Genomic DNA, 17,570 nt, shown 5'->3' on the forward strand with positions numbered 1-17,570 from the left:
GATGGGTGGCCGGTACTGGCTCCTGCTGGGGGCCTTCCTCGCCTCCTCGCTCGGCACCTGGATCCACCGGCCGGCCCTCCCGCTGCTCGTCTACGACCTGACCGGGTCGGCGCTCGGCACGGGGCTGGTGTACGTGACCGAGACCTGCCGTACCTGCTGCTGGGGATGTTCGGCGGGGTGATCGGCGGCGCGCTGGTGGTGAACCTCGGCTACCAGGTGGCCGTCTACGCCGACGCGGGCACGTTCCTGCTGTCGGCGCTGCTGATCTCGCTGGTCAGGACCGCGCCCGCCACTGCTGCGGCGGTGCGGAAGTGGTCGGTGCTCGCGACATGCGCGAGGGGCTGCGCTTCCTGACCGGCGGCGACAGGGTGGTGCTCACCACCGCACTGTCCGCCCTGGCCTGCAACTTCGGCGTCGTGTACGCCTTCCAGGGCGCGGGCGCGGTGATCGGCGCGGTCCTGGGCAGCAGGCTGGTGGCCAGGTGCCGGCCGGGCCCGACCATCTGCTGGGACGGGTGCTCGGCACGGCCCGGATGATCGCGTTCTTCTCCATCCCGATCGCGTCGCTGGTCACGGGGGTGTTCGAGTCGGCGGTGCGGAACGCGTACGCGCTGATGGCCTTCGCCGGGGTGAGCTGGCTGGTCATCGCGGCGGGCGTGGCGCTGTCGCCGGTGCGGCGGGTCAGCCTCGCGGAGCTGCGAGCGGCCCGATCGGCACCACGAGAGGAGTCCCCGCGACCGGATCCTCGATGATCTTCGCGTCCAGCTCGAACACCTCGCGCAGCAGCTCCTCGGTCAGCACCTCGTGCGGGGTGCCGGCGGCGACGACCTTGCCGGCGCGCATGGCCACCAGCCGGTCGGCGTAGCGCGCGGCCAGGTTGAGGTCGTGCAGGACCATGACGACCGTGCGGCCGGCCTGCTCGTGCAGATGCCGGACGAGCTCCAGCACCTCCACCTGGTGGGCCAGGTCGAGGAACGTGGTGGGCTCGTCGAGCAGCAGCAGGTCGGTGCCCTGGGCCAGGGCCATGGAGATCCACGCGCGCTGCCGCTGGCCGCCCGACAGCTCGTCGAGGGGACGTTCGGCGAGGTCGGCCAGGCCGGTCATGGACAGCGCCGCGGCGACCGCCGACTCGTCGTCGGAGGACCACTGCCGGTACCACGTCTGGTGCGGATGGCGTCCTCTGGCGACCAGGTCGGCCACGGTGAGCCCTTCGGGGGCGGTGGGGGCCTGCGGCAGCACGCCGAGGATCTTGGCCACCTCGCGGGTGGGGATGGCGTCGATGCGCTTGCCGTCCAGCAGCACCTGGCCGCCCTGCGGCTTGAGCAGGCGGCCCAGCGCGCGCAGCAGGGTGGACTTGCCGCAGCCGTTCGGGCCGATGATGGTGGTCACCGTGCCCGCCTCGATGCCCAGGTCGAGGCCGTCCACGATGGTCCGGTCGCCGTAGCCGAGCTTGACGCCCGCGGCCTGCAGCCTCATTTGCGTGCCCTCCAGATCAGGTGGATCAGGTACGGTGCGCCCAGCACGGCCGTGACGATGCCGACGGGCAGCTCGATCGGCGAGAAGACGGTCCGGGCGATCAGGTCGGCCCCGGCGGTGAGCACGGCCCCGATGACCGCCGAGCACAGCAGCGGCGGCCGGGCCGAGCGGGCCAGCCTGAGGGCGATCTGCGGCGCGGCGAGCGCCACGAACGCGATCGGCCCGGCCGAGGAGGTGGCCACCGCGGCCAGCAGCACGGCGGCCAGGATCAGCAGGGCGCGGGCCGCGTTCACGCGCACGCCGAGGGCGGTCACCACGTCGTCGCCGAAACGCAGCGCGTCGAGCGAGCGGGTGCCGAGCAGGGTGGCCGGGATCAGCACGGCCAGCGCGAGCGCCACGGGGACGACGTGCTCCCAGCCCCGGCCGTTGAGCGAGCCGCTGATCCAGACCATGGCCCGGCCGGTGTCGTTCACGTCGCCGACGGTCAGCAGCCAGAACTTCACGTTGGTGAACACCGCGGCCACGCCGATGCCGACCAGGACCAGGCGGTAGCCGTCCAGGCCGCGCCGCCAGGCCAGGCCGTAGACGACCGCCGCGCCGAGCAGGCCGCCGAGCAGGGCGAGCGCGGGGACGCCCAGGCCGGCCAGCAGGCCGCTGGTGCCGCCGTAGACGCTGCCGCTGGCCACCACGCCGGCCACGACGGTGACCGAGGCGCCGGTCGTGACGCCCAGGATCTCGGGGCTGGCCAGCGGGTTGCGCGCGATGGACTGGATGATCGCGCCGGACAGCGCGAGCGCGGCGCCGACCAGGGCGCCGGTCAGGGCGCGCGGCAGGCGCAGCTCCATGATGACGAAATGGCCGGCGCTGTCGACGTCGAAGGTGCCCCGGAGCACCTCCGGCAGGCTCATGGGGAGGTCGCCGATGCGCATGTTCAGCGCCATGAGCACGATCAGGAGCGCCAGGCCGGTCACGCTGACGGCGACGGCCCGCAGGCGCAGCCGCCAGGACAGGGCGCCGAGGCGCAGGGGGAGCGCGGTCATAGCCGTACCGGCTTTCTGCGGCGGACCAGGGCGACGAAGAAGGGGGCGCCGAGCAGCGCGAGGACCACGCCGACCTCCAGCTCGCCCGGAGGGGCCACCACACGGCCGATCACGTCGGCGACCAGCAGCAACGCCGCCCCGACCAGCCCCGAGTACGGCAGCAGCCACCGGTGGTCGGTGCCCGACAGCGGCCGGGCCAGGTGCGGCACGATCAGGCCCACGAACGCCAGCGAGCCGCAGGCCGCCACGGCCGCGCCCGACAGCAGGGTGACGGAGGCGACGCCGACCGTCCTGGTCAGGGCGATGTTCTGGCCGAGTGAGCGGGCGACGTCCTCGCCGAGGGACAGGGCGTTCAGGCCCGGGGCGTTGACCAGGGCGAGCAGCAGGCCGGCGAGGATGAACGGGAGCACCTGCCAGACCACGTCGGGGCCCCTGGCGGCGATGGAACCGGCCTGCCAGAAGCGGAAGACGTCCATGGCCTGTTCGTCGAGGAGCACGATGGCCGAGGTCATGGCGTACAGCAGGGCGCTGACCGCGGTGCCGGCCAGGGCCAGCGTGACCGGGGTGGGGCCGCCCCTGCCGCCCGTCATGCCGAGCGCGAACACCGCCACGCTGGCCACCAGCGCGCCCGCCAGGCCGAACCAGATGTAGGCGAGCAGGCTGGAGGCGCCGAGCAGGATGATCGAGGCCACCATGGCGAACGCCGCGCCCTGCGTGACGCCCAGCAGGCCGGGGTCGGCGAGCGGGTTGCGCGTGTGGCCCTGCATGAGGGCGCCCGCGACGCCGAGCGCGATCCCGGCCAGCACCCCGAGCACGGTACGCGGCACGCGCAGGGAGCGGATGATGATGTCGTTCTCGCTGCCCGTGGGCGCGGTGAGGGCCTGCCAGGCGGCGCCCGGCGGTACGGACTTCGAGCCGACCGTGATGCTCAGCACCACCGCGACCGCGACGGCGGCGAGGAGGACGAGCAGGAGGACGAGCCGCCGGCGCCGGATGCCGTGGAGGCGGGGCGCGAGCGCGGTCACCAGTTTTCCTCCCCTTGTTTGCCCGATCGTGGTGAAGTATGCCAGGTTAGGCAGGGCTAACCTAATTTAGGTTCGCCTTACTTCGAGAAAGGGTTCCGATGAGAGCGTGGCGGTTGCTGGCCGGTGTGCTGCTGGTGGCGGGGGTGGCCGCATGCGGCTCGACGGAGCCCTCGGGGCCTTCGGCGGGGTCCTCGGCCGCGCCGGCCGATCCGGCCGCCAGGACGATCGAGCACGCGATGGGCTCCACCAAGATCTCCGGGCAGCCCAAGCGGGTCGTCGCGCTCGACCAGAGCTTCGTGGACGCGGTGCTCACGCTGGAGACCCCGGTGATCGGCTACACCACCTACCGGTCGATCGACACCAAGCTGCCCGACTACCTCGGCCCGCTCGTCGCCCGGTACGGCAAGGAGGCCACCGCGGTCGGCACGCTGGAGCAGCCGAGCCTGGAGAAGATCGCCGCGCTCAAGCCCGACCTGATCGTGTCGGCCAAGGTCCGGCACGAGGCCCTGTACGACAAGCTGTCGAAGATCGCGCCGACCGTCTTCAGCGAGACGACCGGCGCCATCTGGAAGGACAACCTGCGGCTCATGGGCCGGGCCCTGGGCAAGGAGGACCTGGCCGACGCGAAGATCAAGGCGTTCGAGGAGCGCGCGGGCAGGATCGGGGCCGCGATCAAGGACAAGGAGGGCGGGAAGCTGCCGACGATCTCGATCGTGCGCTTCGCCGGCGAGCCCACCGTCCGGCTCTACGTCGAGAAGTCGTACTCCGGGGTCGTGCTGAAGGACGTCGGCTTCCCGCGTCCGCAGGGCCAGCCGACCAAGGACGACGCCATCGCCGTGGACGTCAGCCAGGAGCGCATCGCCGACCTCGACGCCGACCACATCTTCGTCGCCACCTACCCGGACCCGGCCGGCGACGGCCCCAAGGAGAAGTTCGTGGGCAACCCGCTGTGGGGCCGGCTCAAGGGCGCCAAGCACGAGGTCAGCGACCTGACCTGGATGAGCGCCGTGGGCATCCAGGGCGCCCACGCCATCCTGGACGACCTGGCCGGGACGTTCTCGGTCGACCCCGCCAAGCCCGCCTCCTGACCGGCGCGGACGCTCAGCGCGGCAGCAGGGCCCGCAGGTCGGCCAGGTGGGGTTCGAGGTCCAGCCCCTGGCCGGCCAGCCATTCCGGGTTGTCGTAGGTGCCCTTGTAGCGGTCGCCGCGGTCGCAGACCAGCGTGACGATGCTGCCCTGGCGGCCCTCCTCGCGCATCTCCCTGACGAGGTCCACGCAGGCCGCCATGTTCGTCCCGGTGGAGCCGCCGACGTCCAGGCCGGTGACCTCGCGGGTCCAGTGCATGGCGGCGATCGACCGGGCGTCGGGGACGGCGATCATGCGGTCGATCACGCTGGGCAGGAACGACGGCTCCACCCGGGGACGCCCGATGCCCTCGATCCGTGACCCGGACGCCGTCACCGAGGAGTCGCCCGAGACCCAGCCCGGGTAGAACGCCGAGCCCTCCGGATCGACCACGGCCAGCCGGGTGGGGTGGCGGCGGTAGCGGATGTAGCGGCCGATCGTGGACGACGTGCCGCCGGTGCCGGCGCCCACCACGATCCAGGCGGGCTCGGGATGCGGCTCCATGGACATCTGGGAATAGATCGACTCGGCGATGTTGTTGTTGCCACGCCAGTCGGTCGCGCGTTCGGCGTAGGTGAACTGGTCCATGAAGTGGCCCCCGGTCTCGGCGGCCAGCCGGTGAGATTCGTCATAGATCGCCCCCGGGTCGGCGACCAGATGACACTTCCCGCCGTAGAACTCGATGAGGTGGCACTTCTCGGGCGACGTGGACGCGGGCATGACGGCGATGAACGGCAGCCCGAGCAACCGGGCGAAATACGCCTCGCTGACCGCGGTCGAGCCGCTGGACGCCTCCACGATCGTGGTGGCCGGGCCGATCCAGCCGTTGGCGAGGCCGTACAGGAAGAGGGACCGTGCGAGCCGGTGCTTGAGTGAACCGGTCGGGTGCACCGATTCGTCTTTCAGATAGAGGTTTACCCCCCAGTCCGAGGGAAGCGGAAAGACGTGCAGGTGAGTGTCACAGCTCCGGTTGGCGTCGGCCTCCACCTTGCGGATGGCCTCCGCCACCCACCGACGTGTCCCCGTGTCGTGACGGTCCACAGAATCCATGCCCATACGCTATCCCCTGTGACTCTGGCCACTATTCCTACGATATTGGGTGGGTAGTGTTATGATAATGAGACTTGTCCGGCCGTGGACGTGACCACGCACGCCGCGAGCAGATGGACTCAAACCCCTTCTGGCCTATGCGGACTCTCCTAACGCGTCCCTTACCTGGGAGTTGCGAGGATGAGGAACGCTGTCAGGCGGCTTGTGCCGAACGGGGGATAGCGCAAGGGGGAATGAATTGATCACTATGACCGATGAGCAGCGTCAGGACTGGTTCGAGCGCGATGTCGTGCCCGTGACGTCGCAGCTGTTCGCTTCCGCCATGCGCCTGACCCGTAACGCAGCCGACGCCGAGGACCTGGTGCAGGAGACGGTCGCCAAGGCGTACACGTCGTATCACCAGTTCCGCGAGGGCACCAACCTCAAGGCGTGGCTGCACCGCATCCTCACCAACAACTTCATCAACGACTACCGCAAGAAGCAGCGCTCGCCGAAGCTGTCGGCCGCCGAGGAGATCGAGGACTGGCAGCTGCACGCCGCCGAGTCCCACAGCTCCACGGGCCTGCGTTCGGCCGAGACCGAGGCACTCGACCGGCTGCCCGACAGTGTCGTGATGAACGCCCTGCGCTCCCTGCCCGAGGACTTCCGTGTGGCCGTCTACCTGGCCGACGTCGAGGGGTTCGCGTACAAGGAGATCGCCGAGCGCATGGGGACGCCCATCGGCACCGTGATGTCCCGCCTGCACCGTGGCCGCCGCCAGCTCCGCGGCATGCTGGAGGACTACGCGCGGGAGGAGGGCGCCGTGCGCCTTCCGGCCCCCCGCGCAGCCGCCTAGGACGAACCGGGCGAGTCCAGGGACAGACGTAGGCGGACGCGTAACACGCCGCCTTCGTCGCGCATCTGCACCCGGTCGCAGAGCTGCCGGCTGATCCAGAGCCCGTACCCCCGTGGGGACTCGGGCTCCGGCGGTATGTAGCCCGGTAGCGGGTCGTCGAGCGTCCCGCCGGGATCGGCGATCTCGCAGACGAGGTCGCGCTCCTCCACCCACATCGTGATCGTGCCGAACCCGGCGCCGTGCTCGACGGAGTTCGCGGCGATCTCCGAGACGCTCAGCACCAGCGACGAGATGAGGTTGCGGCCCATGCCGGCCGTCCTGGCGTAGTCGCCGACGCTCTGGCGCAGGCGCTTGAGCTCGCGGGCCGTGAAACGCACCAGGCAGGCCCCCGGGCCCGGCTCGGGGAACGGCGCGTCGTCGCCGTCGAGCACCAGCTCGTGGGGCTGCACGAAACGGCCGCTCGCGGTCTCGCCCCCGGCCCCCAGCACCAGAGGGTGCACGACCGAGGTGAGCTCCCGGACGGGCTCCGGGACGTGGCGCAGGTCGTACAGGCACATCATGACGGACGGCGCCGCGGCGAGGGCGGCGTTGACGACCGAGTCGTAGCGGATGAGGTCCTGGATCCGCGGCCCGCTCAGGCCGGTCCAGACGGGCTCGCCGACGACGAGCGTGGGCCGCCCGCGGGTGTATTCGTGGTAGGCGGCCAGCATCCGGTGGGGGTGGCCGTACCAGGCGCTGGACAGGCGGCTGTCGATGCGGCGCGCGTCGCCGTCGAGGGCCTCCGACAGCAGGGCCAGCCGGTCGGGGCGGTTGATGACCAGCACGCGCCTGTCTTCGTCCAGCGCGGTGCGCACGCGCGGGACGACGAGGTCGAGGAAGGCCCGATCGGAGTCGTACGGTACCGCGACGTGCTTCAGCGACGGTGCCCGCTCACGGTGCACGGCCGAAACGTAACAAGGGCCGCCCGGCTGTGCAACCGGACCAATAACGTCGAACGGCCTGCGGATGACCCAGCGGAGTTTGATGATTACTCCATGTCTTGGACGGCTGTTGCCCGTTGCTGGGTACATCTCTCGTGTATGCGAACGTCGGCAGGGGGTGGCGTGTGACCGAAGCCCGCGCGGCGGCGGAGAAACTCCAGGCGGAGCTGCACGGGCTGGGTGTCACCAGCGCGTACGAGGTGGGGGACGGAGCGACCATCTCGGTCTGGATAGGTCTCGTCGTGCACTACAGGGACGGTTTTTACCGTTGGCAGGAAGGTCCGGTTAAACGTCGTCATCTGGGTACGGATCCGGTTGGATGTGCCATGCGTGTGGCGCGCCGCTACAAGGAGCTGCACGCGGATATCCCACCCTGGTGGGACGACCTGACCAGGGAACTACGGGGGAGACCGGTTCAGGATTATCCGTGAGGCCCCCGCGTGCGGTGTTTCGGGGGAAAACATGCGCATTTGGGCTTTGCCGCTTGTCCTGTTCGTTCTCGTGGGCTGTGCCGCTCAACCGGTGCCGCGCCGACAATCCGCCGTGATCCGGCCTCAGGTCAGTCCTGAGGTCCTGGCCAAGCGGCTGGTCGCGCAGCAGGCCGACTGGCCGCGCCGCCGCAGGTTCGACTGCGGCAAGATCAAGTGTGTGGCCCTGACCTTCGACGACGGTCCAGGGCCCTACACCGGCAAGTTGCTCGACCTGTTGCACCAACGCCAGGTCAAGGCCACGTTCTTCGTGCTGGGGGAGATGGTGGCCGCCGACAGCGGCGGCCGCATCACCCGCCGCATCGTGGACGAGGGCCACGAGATCGGCAACCACTCCTGGTCCCATCCGTCGCTGACCGGCCTGTCGCGCGAGGGGCTGCAGCACGAGCTGGGGCACACCGAAGAGCTGGTCCACCGGCTGACCGGGGTCAAGATGCGGGTGATGCGCCCGCCGTACGGCAGCACCGACGACGCCGTGGCCGCCGAGACCCGCCGCGAGGGCCTGGCCCAGATCCTGTGGGACGTCGACACCCTCGACTGGCTGCACCGAGAGCCCGCCGCCGTGGTCAGACGCGCCGACACCGCCAAGGCCGGGTCGATCGTGCTCATGCACGACATCCACCCCACCACCGTCGAGGCCGTGCCGAAGGTGCTCGACACGCTCGCCAAGAAGGGCTACACGTTCGTGACCGTCTCGGAGCTGTACGGCCGCCCGCCCACGCCGGGCCGCACGTACACCGCACGCTGAGCGGCATGGCACCCTTGGGCCATGGGTTTCACCGGCTTCCCCGACGAGGCGTTCATCTTCTACGAGGGTCTTGAGGCGGACAACTCCAAGACCTACTTCACCCGCAACAAGCACCTCTACGAGGACGCCGTCCGCGCGCCCATGACGGAGCTCACCGACGAGCTGGCCGACGAGTTCGGCCCGGCCCAGCTCTTCCGGCCCTACCGTGACGTGCGCTTCTCCAAGGACAAGACGCCGTACAAGACCCATCAGGGCGCGTTCGTCGACCTGATGCCCGGCATCGGCTTCTACGTCGAGATCAGCGCCGCCGGCCTGTACGTCGCGGGCGGCCGCTACACCCAGGCCCCCGACCAGGTCGCCCGCTACCGCGCGGCCGTGGACGAGGACCTGACGGGCAAGCCGCTGGAGGCGATCACGGCCAGGCTCGCCGAGGCCGGCTACACGATCGGCGGCGACCGCCTGAAGACCAGACCGCGCGGTTTCGACGAGGACCACCCGCGCATCGAGCTGCTGCGCCACAGGTCCCTGTACGCGGGCGTCCGCCACGAGCCCGAGGAGTGGGTGCACACGGCCGAGGTGCGCGGGCGCGTCGAGCGGGCCTGGCGCGACTGCGCGGCGCTGGTCGAGTGGCAGTGCGCGCACGTCAGGGGCAGCGAGCTGCCGCGCCGCTGAGCTCGCCGCCCGCCCGTCGTGACCTGGTCGCCGATGCGGTCCACCGTCTGCCCGGCCGCCGAGCCGGCCGCCGTCGTGCCCGCGGCCGGCAGGAGGGCCGGCATCGGCGCGGCCAGGCTGCGCACGCCGTGAGCACGGCGGAGGCGTTCCATCGCGCGTGCGTGGCGCGAGGGTTGACAGGTTCCGCTGACACGAAAGCCGCGTGTCACCGGGAAAGGTGACACGCGGCCGTGGTGCGGACGAAACGAATCAGGCGCGCTTGGCGCGGGCCGCGGCGCGGCCACGGGTGGCGCCGTCGAGCACGACCTTGCGGATGCGGACCGCGTCGGGCGTGATCTCCACGCACTCGTCCTCGCGGATGAACTCCAGCGCCTGCTCCAGCGACAGCGTCCGCGGCGGGATGACCTTCTCGGTCTCCTCGCTCGTGGACGAGCGCATGTTGGTGAGCTTCTTCTCCTTGGTGATGTTCACGTCCATGTCGTCGGAACGCGAGTTCTCACCGATGATCATGCCCTCGTAGACCTCGGTGGTCGGCGCGACGAACAGCACGCCGCGCTCCTGGAGGTTGAGCATGGCGAACGCGGTCACCGGGCCCGACCTGTCGGCCACCAGCGAGCCGTTGTTGCGGGTGCGCAGCTCGCCGAACCAGGGCTCGTAGGAGTCGAACACGTGGTGGACCAGGCCGGTGCCGCGGGTCTCGGTCAGGAACTCGGTGCGGAAGCCGATCAGGCCGCGGGCCGGGACCACGAACTCCATGCGGATCCAGCCGGTGCCGTGGTTGGTCATGTGCTCCATGCGGCCCTTGCGGACGGCCAGGAGCTGGGTGACCGCGCCGAGGTACTCCTCAGGGCAGTCGACCGTCAGGCGCTCGACCGGCTCGTGCACCTTGCCGTCGATGGTCTTGGTGACCACCTGCGGCTTGCCCACGGTCAGCTCGTAGCCCTCGCGGCGCATCTGCTCGACCAGGATGGCCAGCGCCAGCTCACCGCGGCCCTGCACCTCCCAGGAGTCGGGACGGTCGGTGGGCAGCACGCGCAGCGACACGTTGCCGACGAGCTCCTTCTCGAGCCGGTCCTTGACCATGCGGGCGGTGACCTTCGAGCCCTTCACCTTGCCGACCAGCGGCGAGGTGTTGGTGCCGATCGTCATCGAGATCGCCGGCTCGTCGACCGTGATCAGCGGCAGCGGGCGCGGGTCCTCGGGGTCGGCCAGCGTCTCGCCGATCATGATCTCGGGGATGCCGGCGATGGCGATGATGTCGCCGGGACCGGCCTGCTCGGCCGGCTTGCGCTCCAGCGCCTCCGTCATCAGCAGCTCGGTGATCTTCACCTTCTGGATCGTGCCGTCGGTACGGCACCAGGCGACCTGCTGACCCTTGTGGATGACGCCCTGGTGGATCCGGCACAGCGCGATGCGGCCCAGGTAGGAGGAGGCGTCGAGGTTGGTGACGTGCGCCTGCAGCGGCGCGTTGGGGTCGTACGTGGGGGCCGGGATCGTCGACTTGATGATGTCGAACAGCGGCTCCAGGTCCTCCGAGTCGGGCATGCCGCCGTCGTCGGGACGGTTCAGGGAGGCGCGGCCGGCCTTGGCCGAGGCGTAGACGATCGGGAAGTCGATCTGCTCCTCGGTGGCGTCGAGGTCCATGAACAGCTCGTAGACCTCGTCGACGACCTCCTTGATGCGGGCGTCGGGGCGGTCGACCTTGTTGATGCACAGGATGACCGGCATCTTGGCGGCGAAGGCCTTGCGCAGCACGAACCGGGTCTGCGGCAGCGGGCCCTCGGAGGCGTCGACCAGCAGCACCACACCGTCGACCATGGAAAGGCCGCGCTCGACCTCGCCGCCGAAGTCGGCGTGGCCGGGGGTGTCGATGATGTTCAGGGTCATGCCGCCGTGCTGGACGGCGGTGTTCTTGGCGAGAATGGTGATGCCCTTCTCGCGCTCCAGGTCGTTGGAGTCCATGACCCGGTCGTCGACGTCCTGGTTCGCGCGGAAGGCCCCGGACTGCCAGAGCATGGCGTCGACCAGCGTGGTCTTGCCATGGTCGACGTGCGCGATGATCGCGATGTTCCGCAGGTCGTCGCGGCTGTTCAAAGGCATGATGACTTCTCGCTCTGTGTCGTGGGGGCGGCCGCGCGAAGTCGCGACCCACCAAGTCTAGTTGATCCCCTCTCGTGGCAAGAGCGGGACAACGCGTCTGCGGCGCTGTAGGGGTGAACGTTCCGGCCGGGGTGTCTGATTCCCGCCCCTTCGCTTGGACGCGCGAGCGGGCGGGCAGTGAGCAACCGTGAGGGACGAGGGACTGGTGCTGCTCGCCGCGTGGGGGCAGTTCGCCGTGCTTCTCGGGCTGCTGGCCTACTTCCTGCTCCGAGGGCGGACGTGAAGCGGGCGGCGGCCCTCCTCGTGCTGCTCGCGACGCTCGTGGCCGGTTGCGTGAGCCCCGCCTGGGACGACCACGACTACGCGCTCAAGGCCAAGCAGTCGGACGAGAGCGTCTCCTCGACCCTGCGGATCGTCCGCCTGGCCGTCCAGAACTCCCACCGGCTGACCAGGCCGTACCTGAAGACCCTGCTCACCGACGCGGCCGGGGAGCTGGACGCGGTCGGTGACCAGTTCGGCGGGGTCCAGCCGCCGTCCGAACGGTCCGACCAGGTGCGCGACCGGCTGCTCGACCGCATCCAGCGGGCCGAGAGCCTGGTGGACGACCTGCTCATCCAGGTCCGGCGGGACCGGATCCAGGACCCGGCCGGCGCGGTGCGTGAGCTGGAGGCGCTGGGGTGAAGAAGCTCTTCGCCGTCACGCTCGGCATCCTCAGCGCCGTCGGCGGCTTCGTGGACATCGGCGACCTCGTGGCCAACTCGCTGGTCGGCGCCCGGTTCGGGATGTCCCTGGCGTGGGTCGTGGTGGTCGGCGTGGTGGGCATCTGCCTGTTCGCCGAGATGTCCGGCAGGATCGCCGCGGTCTCCGGCCGGCCGGTCTTCGACCTCGTACGCGAGCGCCTCGGCCCGAGGGCGGGCCTGCTCAACCTGGCGGCGTCGTTCCTCGTCAACCTGCTCACGCTGGCCGCGGAGATCGGCGGCGCGTCGCTGGCCCTGGAGATCGCCACCGGCGTCAACTACCTGCTGTGGGTGCCCGGGGTGGCGCTGGTCGCCTGGCTGGTGATGTGGCGGGTCAGGTTCGAGACCATGGAGCGGGTGTTCGGGCTGGCCGGGCTCGCGCTGGTGGTGTTCGGGGTGGCGGCCTGGCAGATCGGTCCCGACTGGGGCGAACTGGGCCGTCAGCTCGCCTCGCCGCCGCAGGCCGAGGGGGCGGCGACCTACTGGTACTACGCGGTCGCGCTGCTCGGCGGGGCGATGACCCCGTACGAGGTGTTCTTCTTCTCCTCCGGCGGCGTCGAGGAGAAGTGGACGCGCCAGGACCTGGTGACCGCCCGCACCAACGTGTTCGTCGGCTTCCCGCTCGGCGGCGCGCTGTCGCTGACCATCATGGTCTGCGCGACCTTGGTGTTCCTCCCGGTCCAGGCGCAGGTGGAGTCGCTGGCGCAGATGATGCTGCCGGTGGGCCTCGGCCTGGGGAAGATCGGGCTGGTGCTGGCGATCTTCGGGGTGTTCGCGGCCACGTTCGGCGCGACGCTGGAGACGGCGCTGTCGTCGGGGTACACGCTCAGCCAGTACTTCGGCTGGCGGTGGGGCAAGGAGGTACGGCCGAGGGAGGCCGCCAGGTTCCACGTCGTGGTGCTGGTCGCGGTCGTCCTGGCCGCGGCGCTCGTCCTGACCACCGTCGACCCGGTCATGGTGACGGAGTACTCGCTGGTGTTCTCGGCCGCCGCGCTGCCGCTGACGTACCTGCCCGTGCTGATGATCGCCAACGATCCCGACTACATGGACGACCGGGTCAACAGCCGGTTCACCAACGCCCTCGGGACCGCGTACATGATCCTGCTGACGGTGGTCGCGGTGGCGGCGATCCCGCTGCTGATCGCCACGAAGGCGGGGCGATGAGGGCCAGGGAACTCCACGCCGACCTGCACCTGCTCGACCGGCAGGTGGTCCGGGCCGGCGACGACGCCCCCGTGTGCAAGGTGGACGACCTGGAGCTGGCCGGCGACCCGCCGTACGTGGCGGCCGTCCTGGCCGGGCCGCTCGCGCTCGCGCCCCGCATCGGCGGCCTGCCCGGCTGGCTGATGAGGTCGGTGACCACGCTGTTCAGGTCCGAGGAGCACCCGCAGCCCCGGCGCATCCCCATGCACCTGGTCACCGAGATCGGCAGCGCGATCAAGGTGAGCGGCGAGCCGGCCGAGGCCGCCCTCGAACGCTGGGCGCGCGAGAACGTGGTCGCCAGGATCCCCGGCAGCGGCGGCGGGCGCCCGCCCGGCGGAGAGGTCGTGCACGCCACCGGTCCCGTCCCGACGATCAGCTGGTTCAGGGGCCGCACGGTGACCGACGCGGCGGGCGAGGTGGTCGGCCGGGTCGCCGACGTCCGGCTGCGCCAGGACGGCCCCCTGCTGATGGGCGTGCAGAACGCCTTCAGGATCAGCGACCTCATCGTCGTGCCCCGCCGGACCGGCAAGCTCTTCGGCTACGAGCGCGGCCCCGGCGGCCGGGCCCCCTGGCTGGTCGAGACCCTGATCAGGCACCGGCTCAAGGGCAGCAAACTGGTGGCCTGGGACCAGCTCGCCTGGGAGCACGGCACCTGGCGGGAGGAGACCGACGCCGGCCTGCGCCTGAACGTGCCCGCCGACCGGCTCGCCCCCCTCGGCGAGCTGTACGAGCGCGAGCCGGGACGTACATAGCAGGTTGCACATTTGTGTGCATGGCAGGAGCCGCCGCGGTCCCTACATTGTCGTCATGACCTGGACAGAGCTGGTTATGGGCTCGGCACCGAGCAAGGGCGACCAGCCGGCGGTGAGCGATGTCAGGACCGGCGAGGTGCTGTCGTACGCGCAGTTCGCCAGGCGGGTCACCCGCGCGGCGGGCGGGCTGCGGCGCGACGGTCTGACCTACGGCGACCGCGTCCTCATCGACCTTCCGCTCGGCGTGTCCCTGACGGTGGCGGTCCACGCGGTGGCCTGGGCGGGCGGCGTCGCCGTGCTGAGCGGTTCCGGCCCGGCCCGGATGATGATCACCCGCGGCCCCCGCGACCTCGGCGCGGTCGCCGCCGACCGGGTCTACGCCTTCCGTCCCTCGCCCGGCGCGGTGCCGTTCGCCGGGCTGCTGAACGCGAACCCGGTGGAGTTCGGCCCGCTGGCGGGCGCGGCGCTGGCGCTGGGCGGCGGACGCGTCCTCGACCACGACGAGCTCGCCGCCGACCTGCGCAACCTGGCCGCCCGCCTGGTGATCGGCAAGGACGACGTCGTCGTCAACGCGGCCGGTGACCTGCTCAAAGGGCTGCGGGTGCTCGACCTGGCCCTGATGTCCGGCGCCCACGTGGTGATCGCCGCCAACGAGCCGACCGTCATCGGCTGCCGCGTGCTGGCCGCCGAGCGCAGGGCCACCATGGTCGTGGCGCCGTACGACGTCGCCAGGCGGCTGCTGGGAAGCCCCATTCTGCGCGTTGTGGACGAAAGGGCGATCGTCAGCTCGCTTGGCCTGTGAAAAGTGCGGCACTGTGGAAGAGTGTGAGCCTTCGGCGACGCAGGGTGATCACATGCCAGAGGCCCCCCGGCACAATCTTCCAGCAGAGCCCAATCGGTTCGTGGGCCGCGAACGCGACCTCGACGACCTGCGCGGGCTGTTCGGCGAGACGCGCGTGGTCACGTTGTGCGGCGTCGGCGGCATCGGCAAGACCCGGCTGGCCCTTCGGGTGGCCGCCGGGCTGGTGGACGGCTACCCGGGCGGGGTGTGGCTGGTCGAGCTGGCCCGGGTCAGCCGTCCCGATCAGATCGTCCAGGAGATCGCCCGGGTGCTGCGGGTGCGCGAGGAGAGCGGCCGCCCGCTGCTCGACACCGTCACCGCCCGGCTGCGCGACCTGCGCTGCCTGCTGCTGCTCGACAACTGCGAGCACCTGGTCGACGGGTGCGCCGAGCTGGCCGCCGAGCTGGTCGCCTGCTGCCCCCGGCTGAGCATCCTGGCCACCAGCAGGGAGCCGCTGCGCATCGCCAGCGAGCTGATCTGGCGGGTGCCGCCGCTCGACCTGCCCGAGATGGGGTACGCCGACGCCGAGTCGGTGCAGCTCTTCATGGACCGCGCCGCCGCCGCCGGCACCCGGCTCGGGTACGACACCCTGCCCGACGTGGTCCGCCTGTGCCAGGCGCTCGACGGGCTGCCCCTGGCCCTGGAGCTGGCGGCGGCCCGTACGAGCCTGCTCAGCCCCGGGCAGATCGCCGACCGGCTCGACGACCGCTTCGCCCTGCTGACCACGGGCGGGCGTACGGCCCCGGCGCGGCAGCGCACGCTGCTGGCCACCGTCGACTGGAGCTACGACCTGCTGTCGGCCAAGGAGCAGGTGCTGCTGCGCAGGCTGTCGGTCTTCGCCCGCGACTTCGACCTCGACCTGGCCGAGCAGGTCTGCGCCGAGCCGCCCATCGCCCAGGCGGAGATCGTCGACCTCCTCGGCGGCCTGGTCGACAAGTCCCTCGTGCTGTGCGACGAGGAACGCAGGCGCTACCGGATGCTGGAGACGATCAAGCGGTACGCGATGAAACGGCTGGAACGGGCGGGGGAGCGCGAGGTCGTCCGCGAGCGGCACCTCACCGTCCTGTGCGACCTTCAGGAACGCCACTTCACGACCGAGATGGTCCGGCCGGGCGTGCCCTGGCCGGAGCGGCTGGAGTGCCTGATGGCCGGCAAGCAGCTCCTCGACGACCAGCGGGCCGCCCTCGACTGGGCCGCCGAGTCCGGCAACGCGGGGCTCGGCCTGCGGCTGTGCGCCGCCAGCACCGCCCTGCTGCCGATCTCCGGCAACCTGACCGAGATCGTCGGCTGGATCGAGCGGCTGCTCTCGCTCGACCTCTCACCCGTCCCCGACGAGCAGATCGCGCAGGGCAAGGCGTACCTGGCCTACGGTCTGGAGGCCCGCGACGAGCTCAGCCGGTCGCTGGAGGTGGCCACGGAGAGCCTGGCGGGCCTGGGCGAGAACGGCGAGGACGGCGGGGACGGCGGGGACTACGCGTTCACGCGCTGCGTCATGCACAGCCTCGTGGTCATCGTCCTGCTGCGCATGGGCCGCATCGACGAGGCGCTGCACCACGCCGAGCGGGGCCTGGCCGAGGCCACCGAGTCGGGCGACGCCTGGAACCAGGCGGCGGGGCTGGCCGGGCTGTCGGCGGTGGCGCTGACCAGGGGGCGGCTGCGCGAGGCCCAGCGGCTGGGCGACGAGGCCCTGGCGCGGGCGTGCGAGCACGGCCACCGCTGGCTCATGGCCAGGATGGCCGCCCAGCTCGGCGCGGTGGCCGAGGCCCGCGGCGACCTGGAGACCGCCAAGTCGCAGTACGAGCTGGCCGTCCCGTGGTTGTGCGAGCTGGGCAGCGACTCGGAGCTGGCGCGCTGCCTGGCCAGGGTCGGCCGGGTGGCGGCCATGCTGGGCGAGTTCGCCGTGGCCAGGGAACGGCTGGCCGACAGCCTGGCGCTGAGCCGGCAGACCGGCCAGCGGCAGGGGGTGGCCCGGTGCCTGGCCGGCCTGTCGGTGCTGGCCGAGCACGAGGGCGACCTCGACGGCGCGGTGCTGGCCGCCGCCGCCGCGGCCACGCTGCGCGAGTCGATCGGCCAGCACTCGGCCACGATCAGGATCGAGGAGCTGCTCTCGCGCGCCCGCGCCAAGCTCGGCGAGGGCCGCACGGCCTCGCTGTGGTCCCGCGGCCGGGCGATGAGCCCCGACGCCGCGGCCCTGCAGGTGCTGTCGGGGGAGCGGCCCGCGTCCCCGCCGCCCGTGGCGGCCGAGCCGGTCAGGCACTCGCTGCTGACCGTGCGCGAGCAGGAGATCGCCGGCCTGCTCACCCGCGGCCTGTCCAACCGGGCCATCGCCGAGGAACTGGTGATCAGCCCCGCGACCGTCGCCCGGCACATCGCCAACATCATGGAGAAGCTGGGTTACACCTCGCGCGCCCAGATCGCGGTGTGGGCCGCCGAGCACCCCAGCGCTTCTGCATAGGGATCTGCATATTCCGCCCCATGTAGGCACGTGACCCCCTCCCT

20 protein-coding genes are annotated in these 17,570 nt (G+C 71.2%); 14 read left to right on the forward strand and 6 right to left on the reverse strand.

What is annotated here, in order from left to right; all coding sequences use genetic code 11:
- The first annotated feature begins 1 nt into the window (after position 1).
- The 4 genes from ACIHAD_RS18230 to ACIHAD_RS18245 are packed head-to-tail and all read left to right on the forward strand — an operon-like array spanning position 2 to position 751.
- Complete coding sequence (locus ACIHAD_RS18230) at positions 2 to 181, forward strand: hypothetical protein (RefSeq protein ID WP_397355635.1); 180 nt, start codon at positions 2 to 4, stop codon at positions 179 to 181.
- Positions 166 to 354: a hypothetical protein gene (locus ACIHAD_RS18235; protein ID WP_397355636.1), complete on the forward strand. Its 189-nt coding sequence runs from the start codon at positions 166 to 168 to the stop codon at positions 352 to 354. Before ACIHAD_RS18230 ends, ACIHAD_RS18235 begins: the two co-directional genes overlap by 16 nt.
- The gene (locus ACIHAD_RS18240; protein WP_397355637.1) at positions 330 to 536 is read left to right on the forward strand and encodes a hypothetical protein; all 207 of its coding nucleotides are present in this window, start codon (positions 330 to 332) and stop codon (positions 534 to 536) included. Before ACIHAD_RS18235 ends, ACIHAD_RS18240 begins: the two co-directional genes overlap by 25 nt.
- Positions 482 to 751, forward strand: coding sequence for a hypothetical protein (locus ACIHAD_RS18245; RefSeq protein ID WP_397355638.1), 270 nt, complete (start codon positions 482 to 484; stop codon positions 749 to 751). Before ACIHAD_RS18240 ends, ACIHAD_RS18245 begins: the two co-directional genes overlap by 55 nt.
- Here the strand turns inward: ACIHAD_RS18245 and ACIHAD_RS18250 are convergent.
- The 3 genes from ACIHAD_RS18250 to ACIHAD_RS18260 are packed head-to-tail and all read right to left on the reverse strand — an operon-like array spanning position 681 to position 3,540.
- Positions 681 to 1,475 (reverse strand): ABC transporter ATP-binding protein, encoded by a 795-nt coding sequence (locus tag ACIHAD_RS18250; protein ID WP_397355639.1) that lies wholly within the window; start codon positions 1,473 to 1,475, stop codon positions 681 to 683. The two genes, ACIHAD_RS18245 and ACIHAD_RS18250, sit on opposite strands and share 71 nt — an antisense overlap.
- A complete protein-coding gene (locus tag ACIHAD_RS18255; RefSeq protein ID WP_397355640.1) occupies positions 1,472 to 2,515 on the reverse strand; it encodes a FecCD family ABC transporter permease in 1,044 nt (347 codons plus the stop codon). The genes ACIHAD_RS18250 and ACIHAD_RS18255 overlap by 4 nt, the downstream gene beginning before the upstream one ends.
- Entirely contained in the window at positions 2,512 to 3,540 is a 1,029-nt protein-coding gene (locus tag ACIHAD_RS18260; protein ID WP_397355641.1) for a FecCD family ABC transporter permease, read from the reverse strand. The genes ACIHAD_RS18255 and ACIHAD_RS18260 overlap by 4 nt, the downstream gene beginning before the upstream one ends.
- A gap of 98 nt (positions 3,541 to 3,638) precedes the next feature.
- Here ACIHAD_RS18260 and ACIHAD_RS18265 point away from each other — a divergent pair, with 98 nt between their 5' ends.
- Positions 3,639 to 4,628 carry an ABC transporter substrate-binding protein gene (locus ACIHAD_RS18265; RefSeq protein WP_397355642.1) on the forward strand — a complete coding sequence of 330 codons (990 nt, stop codon included), beginning with the start codon at positions 3,639 to 3,641 and terminating at the stop codon, positions 4,626 to 4,628.
- A 13-nt stretch (positions 4,629 to 4,641) separates the two neighbouring features.
- Here the strand turns inward: ACIHAD_RS18265 and ACIHAD_RS18270 are convergent, their stop codons facing one another.
- Positions 4,642 to 5,715 (reverse strand): PLP-dependent cysteine synthase family protein, encoded by a 1,074-nt coding sequence (locus ACIHAD_RS18270; RefSeq protein WP_397355643.1) that lies wholly within the window; start codon positions 5,713 to 5,715, stop codon positions 4,642 to 4,644.
- Between the two features lie 247 nt (positions 5,716 to 5,962).
- Between ACIHAD_RS18270 and ACIHAD_RS18275 the strand changes: the two genes are divergently transcribed.
- Positions 5,963 to 6,550, forward strand: coding sequence for a sigma-70 family RNA polymerase sigma factor (locus tag ACIHAD_RS18275; RefSeq protein ID WP_397355644.1), 588 nt, complete (start codon positions 5,963 to 5,965; stop codon positions 6,548 to 6,550).
- On the opposite strand, the gene ACIHAD_RS18280 is transcribed toward ACIHAD_RS18275, so the two are convergent.
- Positions 6,547 to 7,491, reverse strand: coding sequence for an anti-sigma factor RsbA family regulatory protein (locus ACIHAD_RS18280; RefSeq protein WP_397355645.1), 945 nt, complete (start codon positions 7,489 to 7,491; stop codon positions 6,547 to 6,549). The two genes, ACIHAD_RS18275 and ACIHAD_RS18280, sit on opposite strands and share 4 nt — an antisense overlap.
- A gap of 164 nt (positions 7,492 to 7,655) precedes the next feature.
- Between ACIHAD_RS18280 and ACIHAD_RS18285 the strand changes: the two genes are divergently transcribed.
- The 3 genes from ACIHAD_RS18285 (at position 7,656) to ACIHAD_RS18295 (ending at position 9,438) form a co-directional block, all read left to right on the forward strand.
- Positions 7,656 to 7,961 (forward strand): hypothetical protein, encoded by a 306-nt coding sequence (locus ACIHAD_RS18285; protein WP_397355646.1) that lies wholly within the window; start codon positions 7,656 to 7,658, stop codon positions 7,959 to 7,961.
- A 112-nt stretch (positions 7,962 to 8,073) separates the two neighbouring features.
- Positions 8,074 to 8,766 (forward strand): polysaccharide deacetylase family protein, encoded by a 693-nt coding sequence (locus ACIHAD_RS18290; RefSeq protein WP_397355647.1) that lies wholly within the window; start codon positions 8,074 to 8,076, stop codon positions 8,764 to 8,766.
- 21 nt (positions 8,767 to 8,787) lie between these two features.
- Positions 8,788 to 9,438, forward strand: a complete 651-nt coding sequence (locus ACIHAD_RS18295; protein WP_397355648.1) for a DUF2461 domain-containing protein — start codon at positions 8,788 to 8,790, stop codon at positions 9,436 to 9,438.
- Between the two features lie 249 nt (positions 9,439 to 9,687).
- On the opposite strand, the gene typA is transcribed toward ACIHAD_RS18295, so the two are convergent.
- Entirely contained in the window at positions 9,688 to 11,538 is a 1,851-nt protein-coding gene (gene typA / locus ACIHAD_RS18300; protein ID WP_397355649.1) for a translational GTPase TypA, read from the reverse strand.
- Between the two features lie 279 nt (positions 11,539 to 11,817).
- Here typA and ACIHAD_RS18305 point away from each other — a divergent pair, with 279 nt between their 5' ends.
- From ACIHAD_RS18305 to ACIHAD_RS18325, 5 genes are read left to right on the forward strand one after another with little or no spacing between them, the layout of a single operon-like run.
- Positions 11,818 to 12,219: a hypothetical protein gene (locus tag ACIHAD_RS18305; protein WP_397355650.1), complete on the forward strand. Its 402-nt coding sequence runs from the start codon at positions 11,818 to 11,820 to the stop codon at positions 12,217 to 12,219.
- Positions 12,216 to 13,439 (forward strand): NRAMP family divalent metal transporter, encoded by a 1,224-nt coding sequence (locus ACIHAD_RS18310; RefSeq protein ID WP_397355651.1) that lies wholly within the window; start codon positions 12,216 to 12,218, stop codon positions 13,437 to 13,439. The genes ACIHAD_RS18305 and ACIHAD_RS18310 overlap by 4 nt, the downstream gene beginning before the upstream one ends.
- The gene (locus ACIHAD_RS18315; protein ID WP_397355652.1) at positions 13,436 to 14,230 is read left to right on the forward strand and encodes a hypothetical protein; all 795 of its coding nucleotides are present in this window, start codon (positions 13,436 to 13,438) and stop codon (positions 14,228 to 14,230) included. The genes ACIHAD_RS18310 and ACIHAD_RS18315 overlap by 4 nt, the downstream gene beginning before the upstream one ends.
- 55 nt (positions 14,231 to 14,285) lie before the next feature.
- Positions 14,286 to 15,032 carry an AMP-binding protein gene (locus ACIHAD_RS18320; RefSeq protein ID WP_397355653.1) on the forward strand — a complete coding sequence of 249 codons (747 nt, stop codon included), beginning with the start codon at positions 14,286 to 14,288 and terminating at the stop codon, positions 15,030 to 15,032.
- Positions 15,033 to 15,084: 52 nt separating this feature from the next.
- The gene (locus ACIHAD_RS18325; protein ID WP_397355654.1) at positions 15,085 to 17,526 is read left to right on the forward strand and encodes a LuxR C-terminal-related transcriptional regulator; all 2,442 of its coding nucleotides are present in this window, start codon (positions 15,085 to 15,087) and stop codon (positions 17,524 to 17,526) included.
- Positions 17,527 to 17,570: the final 44 nt, after the last annotated feature.

Source organism: Nonomuraea sp. NPDC052265 (genome assembly GCF_044547985.1).
Lineage (GTDB): Bacteria > Actinomycetota > Actinomycetes > Streptosporangiales > Streptosporangiaceae > Nonomuraea.

What these genes read in the sequence shown, in the direction of transcription:
- ACIHAD_RS18230 (WP_397355635.1), top strand. Translation starts at nt 2, where the DNA reads ATGGGTGGCCGGTACTGGCTCCTGCTGGGGGCCTTCCTCGCCTCCTCG.
- ACIHAD_RS18235 (WP_397355636.1), top strand. Translation starts at nt 166, where the DNA reads ATGTTCGGCGGGGTGATCGGCGGCGCGCTGGTGGTGAACCTCGGCTAC.
- ACIHAD_RS18240 (WP_397355637.1), top strand. Translation starts at nt 330, where the DNA reads ATGCGCGAGGGGCTGCGCTTCCTGACCGGCGGCGACAGGGTGGTGCTC.
- ACIHAD_RS18250 (WP_397355639.1), bottom strand. Translation starts at nt 1,475, where the DNA reads ATGAGGCTGCAGGCCGCGGGCGTCAAGCTCGGCTACGGCGACCGGACC.
- ACIHAD_RS18255 (WP_397355640.1), bottom strand. Translation starts at nt 2,515, where the DNA reads ATGACCGCGCTCCCCCTGCGCCTCGGCGCCCTGTCCTGGCGGCTGCGC.
- ACIHAD_RS18265 (WP_397355642.1), top strand. Translation starts at nt 3,639, where the DNA reads ATGAGAGCGTGGCGGTTGCTGGCCGGTGTGCTGCTGGTGGCGGGGGTG.
- ACIHAD_RS18270 (WP_397355643.1), bottom strand. Translation starts at nt 5,715, where the DNA reads ATGGATTCTGTGGACCGTCACGACACGGGGACACGTCGGTGGGTGGCG.
- ACIHAD_RS18275 (WP_397355644.1), top strand. Translation starts at nt 5,963, where the DNA reads ATGACCGATGAGCAGCGTCAGGACTGGTTCGAGCGCGATGTCGTGCCC.
- ACIHAD_RS18295 (WP_397355648.1), top strand. Translation starts at nt 8,788, where the DNA reads ATGGGTTTCACCGGCTTCCCCGACGAGGCGTTCATCTTCTACGAGGGT.
- typA (WP_397355649.1), bottom strand. Translation starts at nt 11,538, where the DNA reads ATGCCTTTGAACAGCCGCGACGACCTGCGGAACATCGCGATCATCGCG.
- ACIHAD_RS18315 (WP_397355652.1), top strand. Translation starts at nt 13,436, where the DNA reads ATGAGGGCCAGGGAACTCCACGCCGACCTGCACCTGCTCGACCGGCAG.
- ACIHAD_RS18320 (WP_397355653.1), top strand. Translation starts at nt 14,286, where the DNA reads ATGACCTGGACAGAGCTGGTTATGGGCTCGGCACCGAGCAAGGGCGAC.
- ACIHAD_RS18325 (WP_397355654.1), top strand. Translation starts at nt 15,085, where the DNA reads ATGCCAGAGGCCCCCCGGCACAATCTTCCAGCAGAGCCCAATCGGTTC.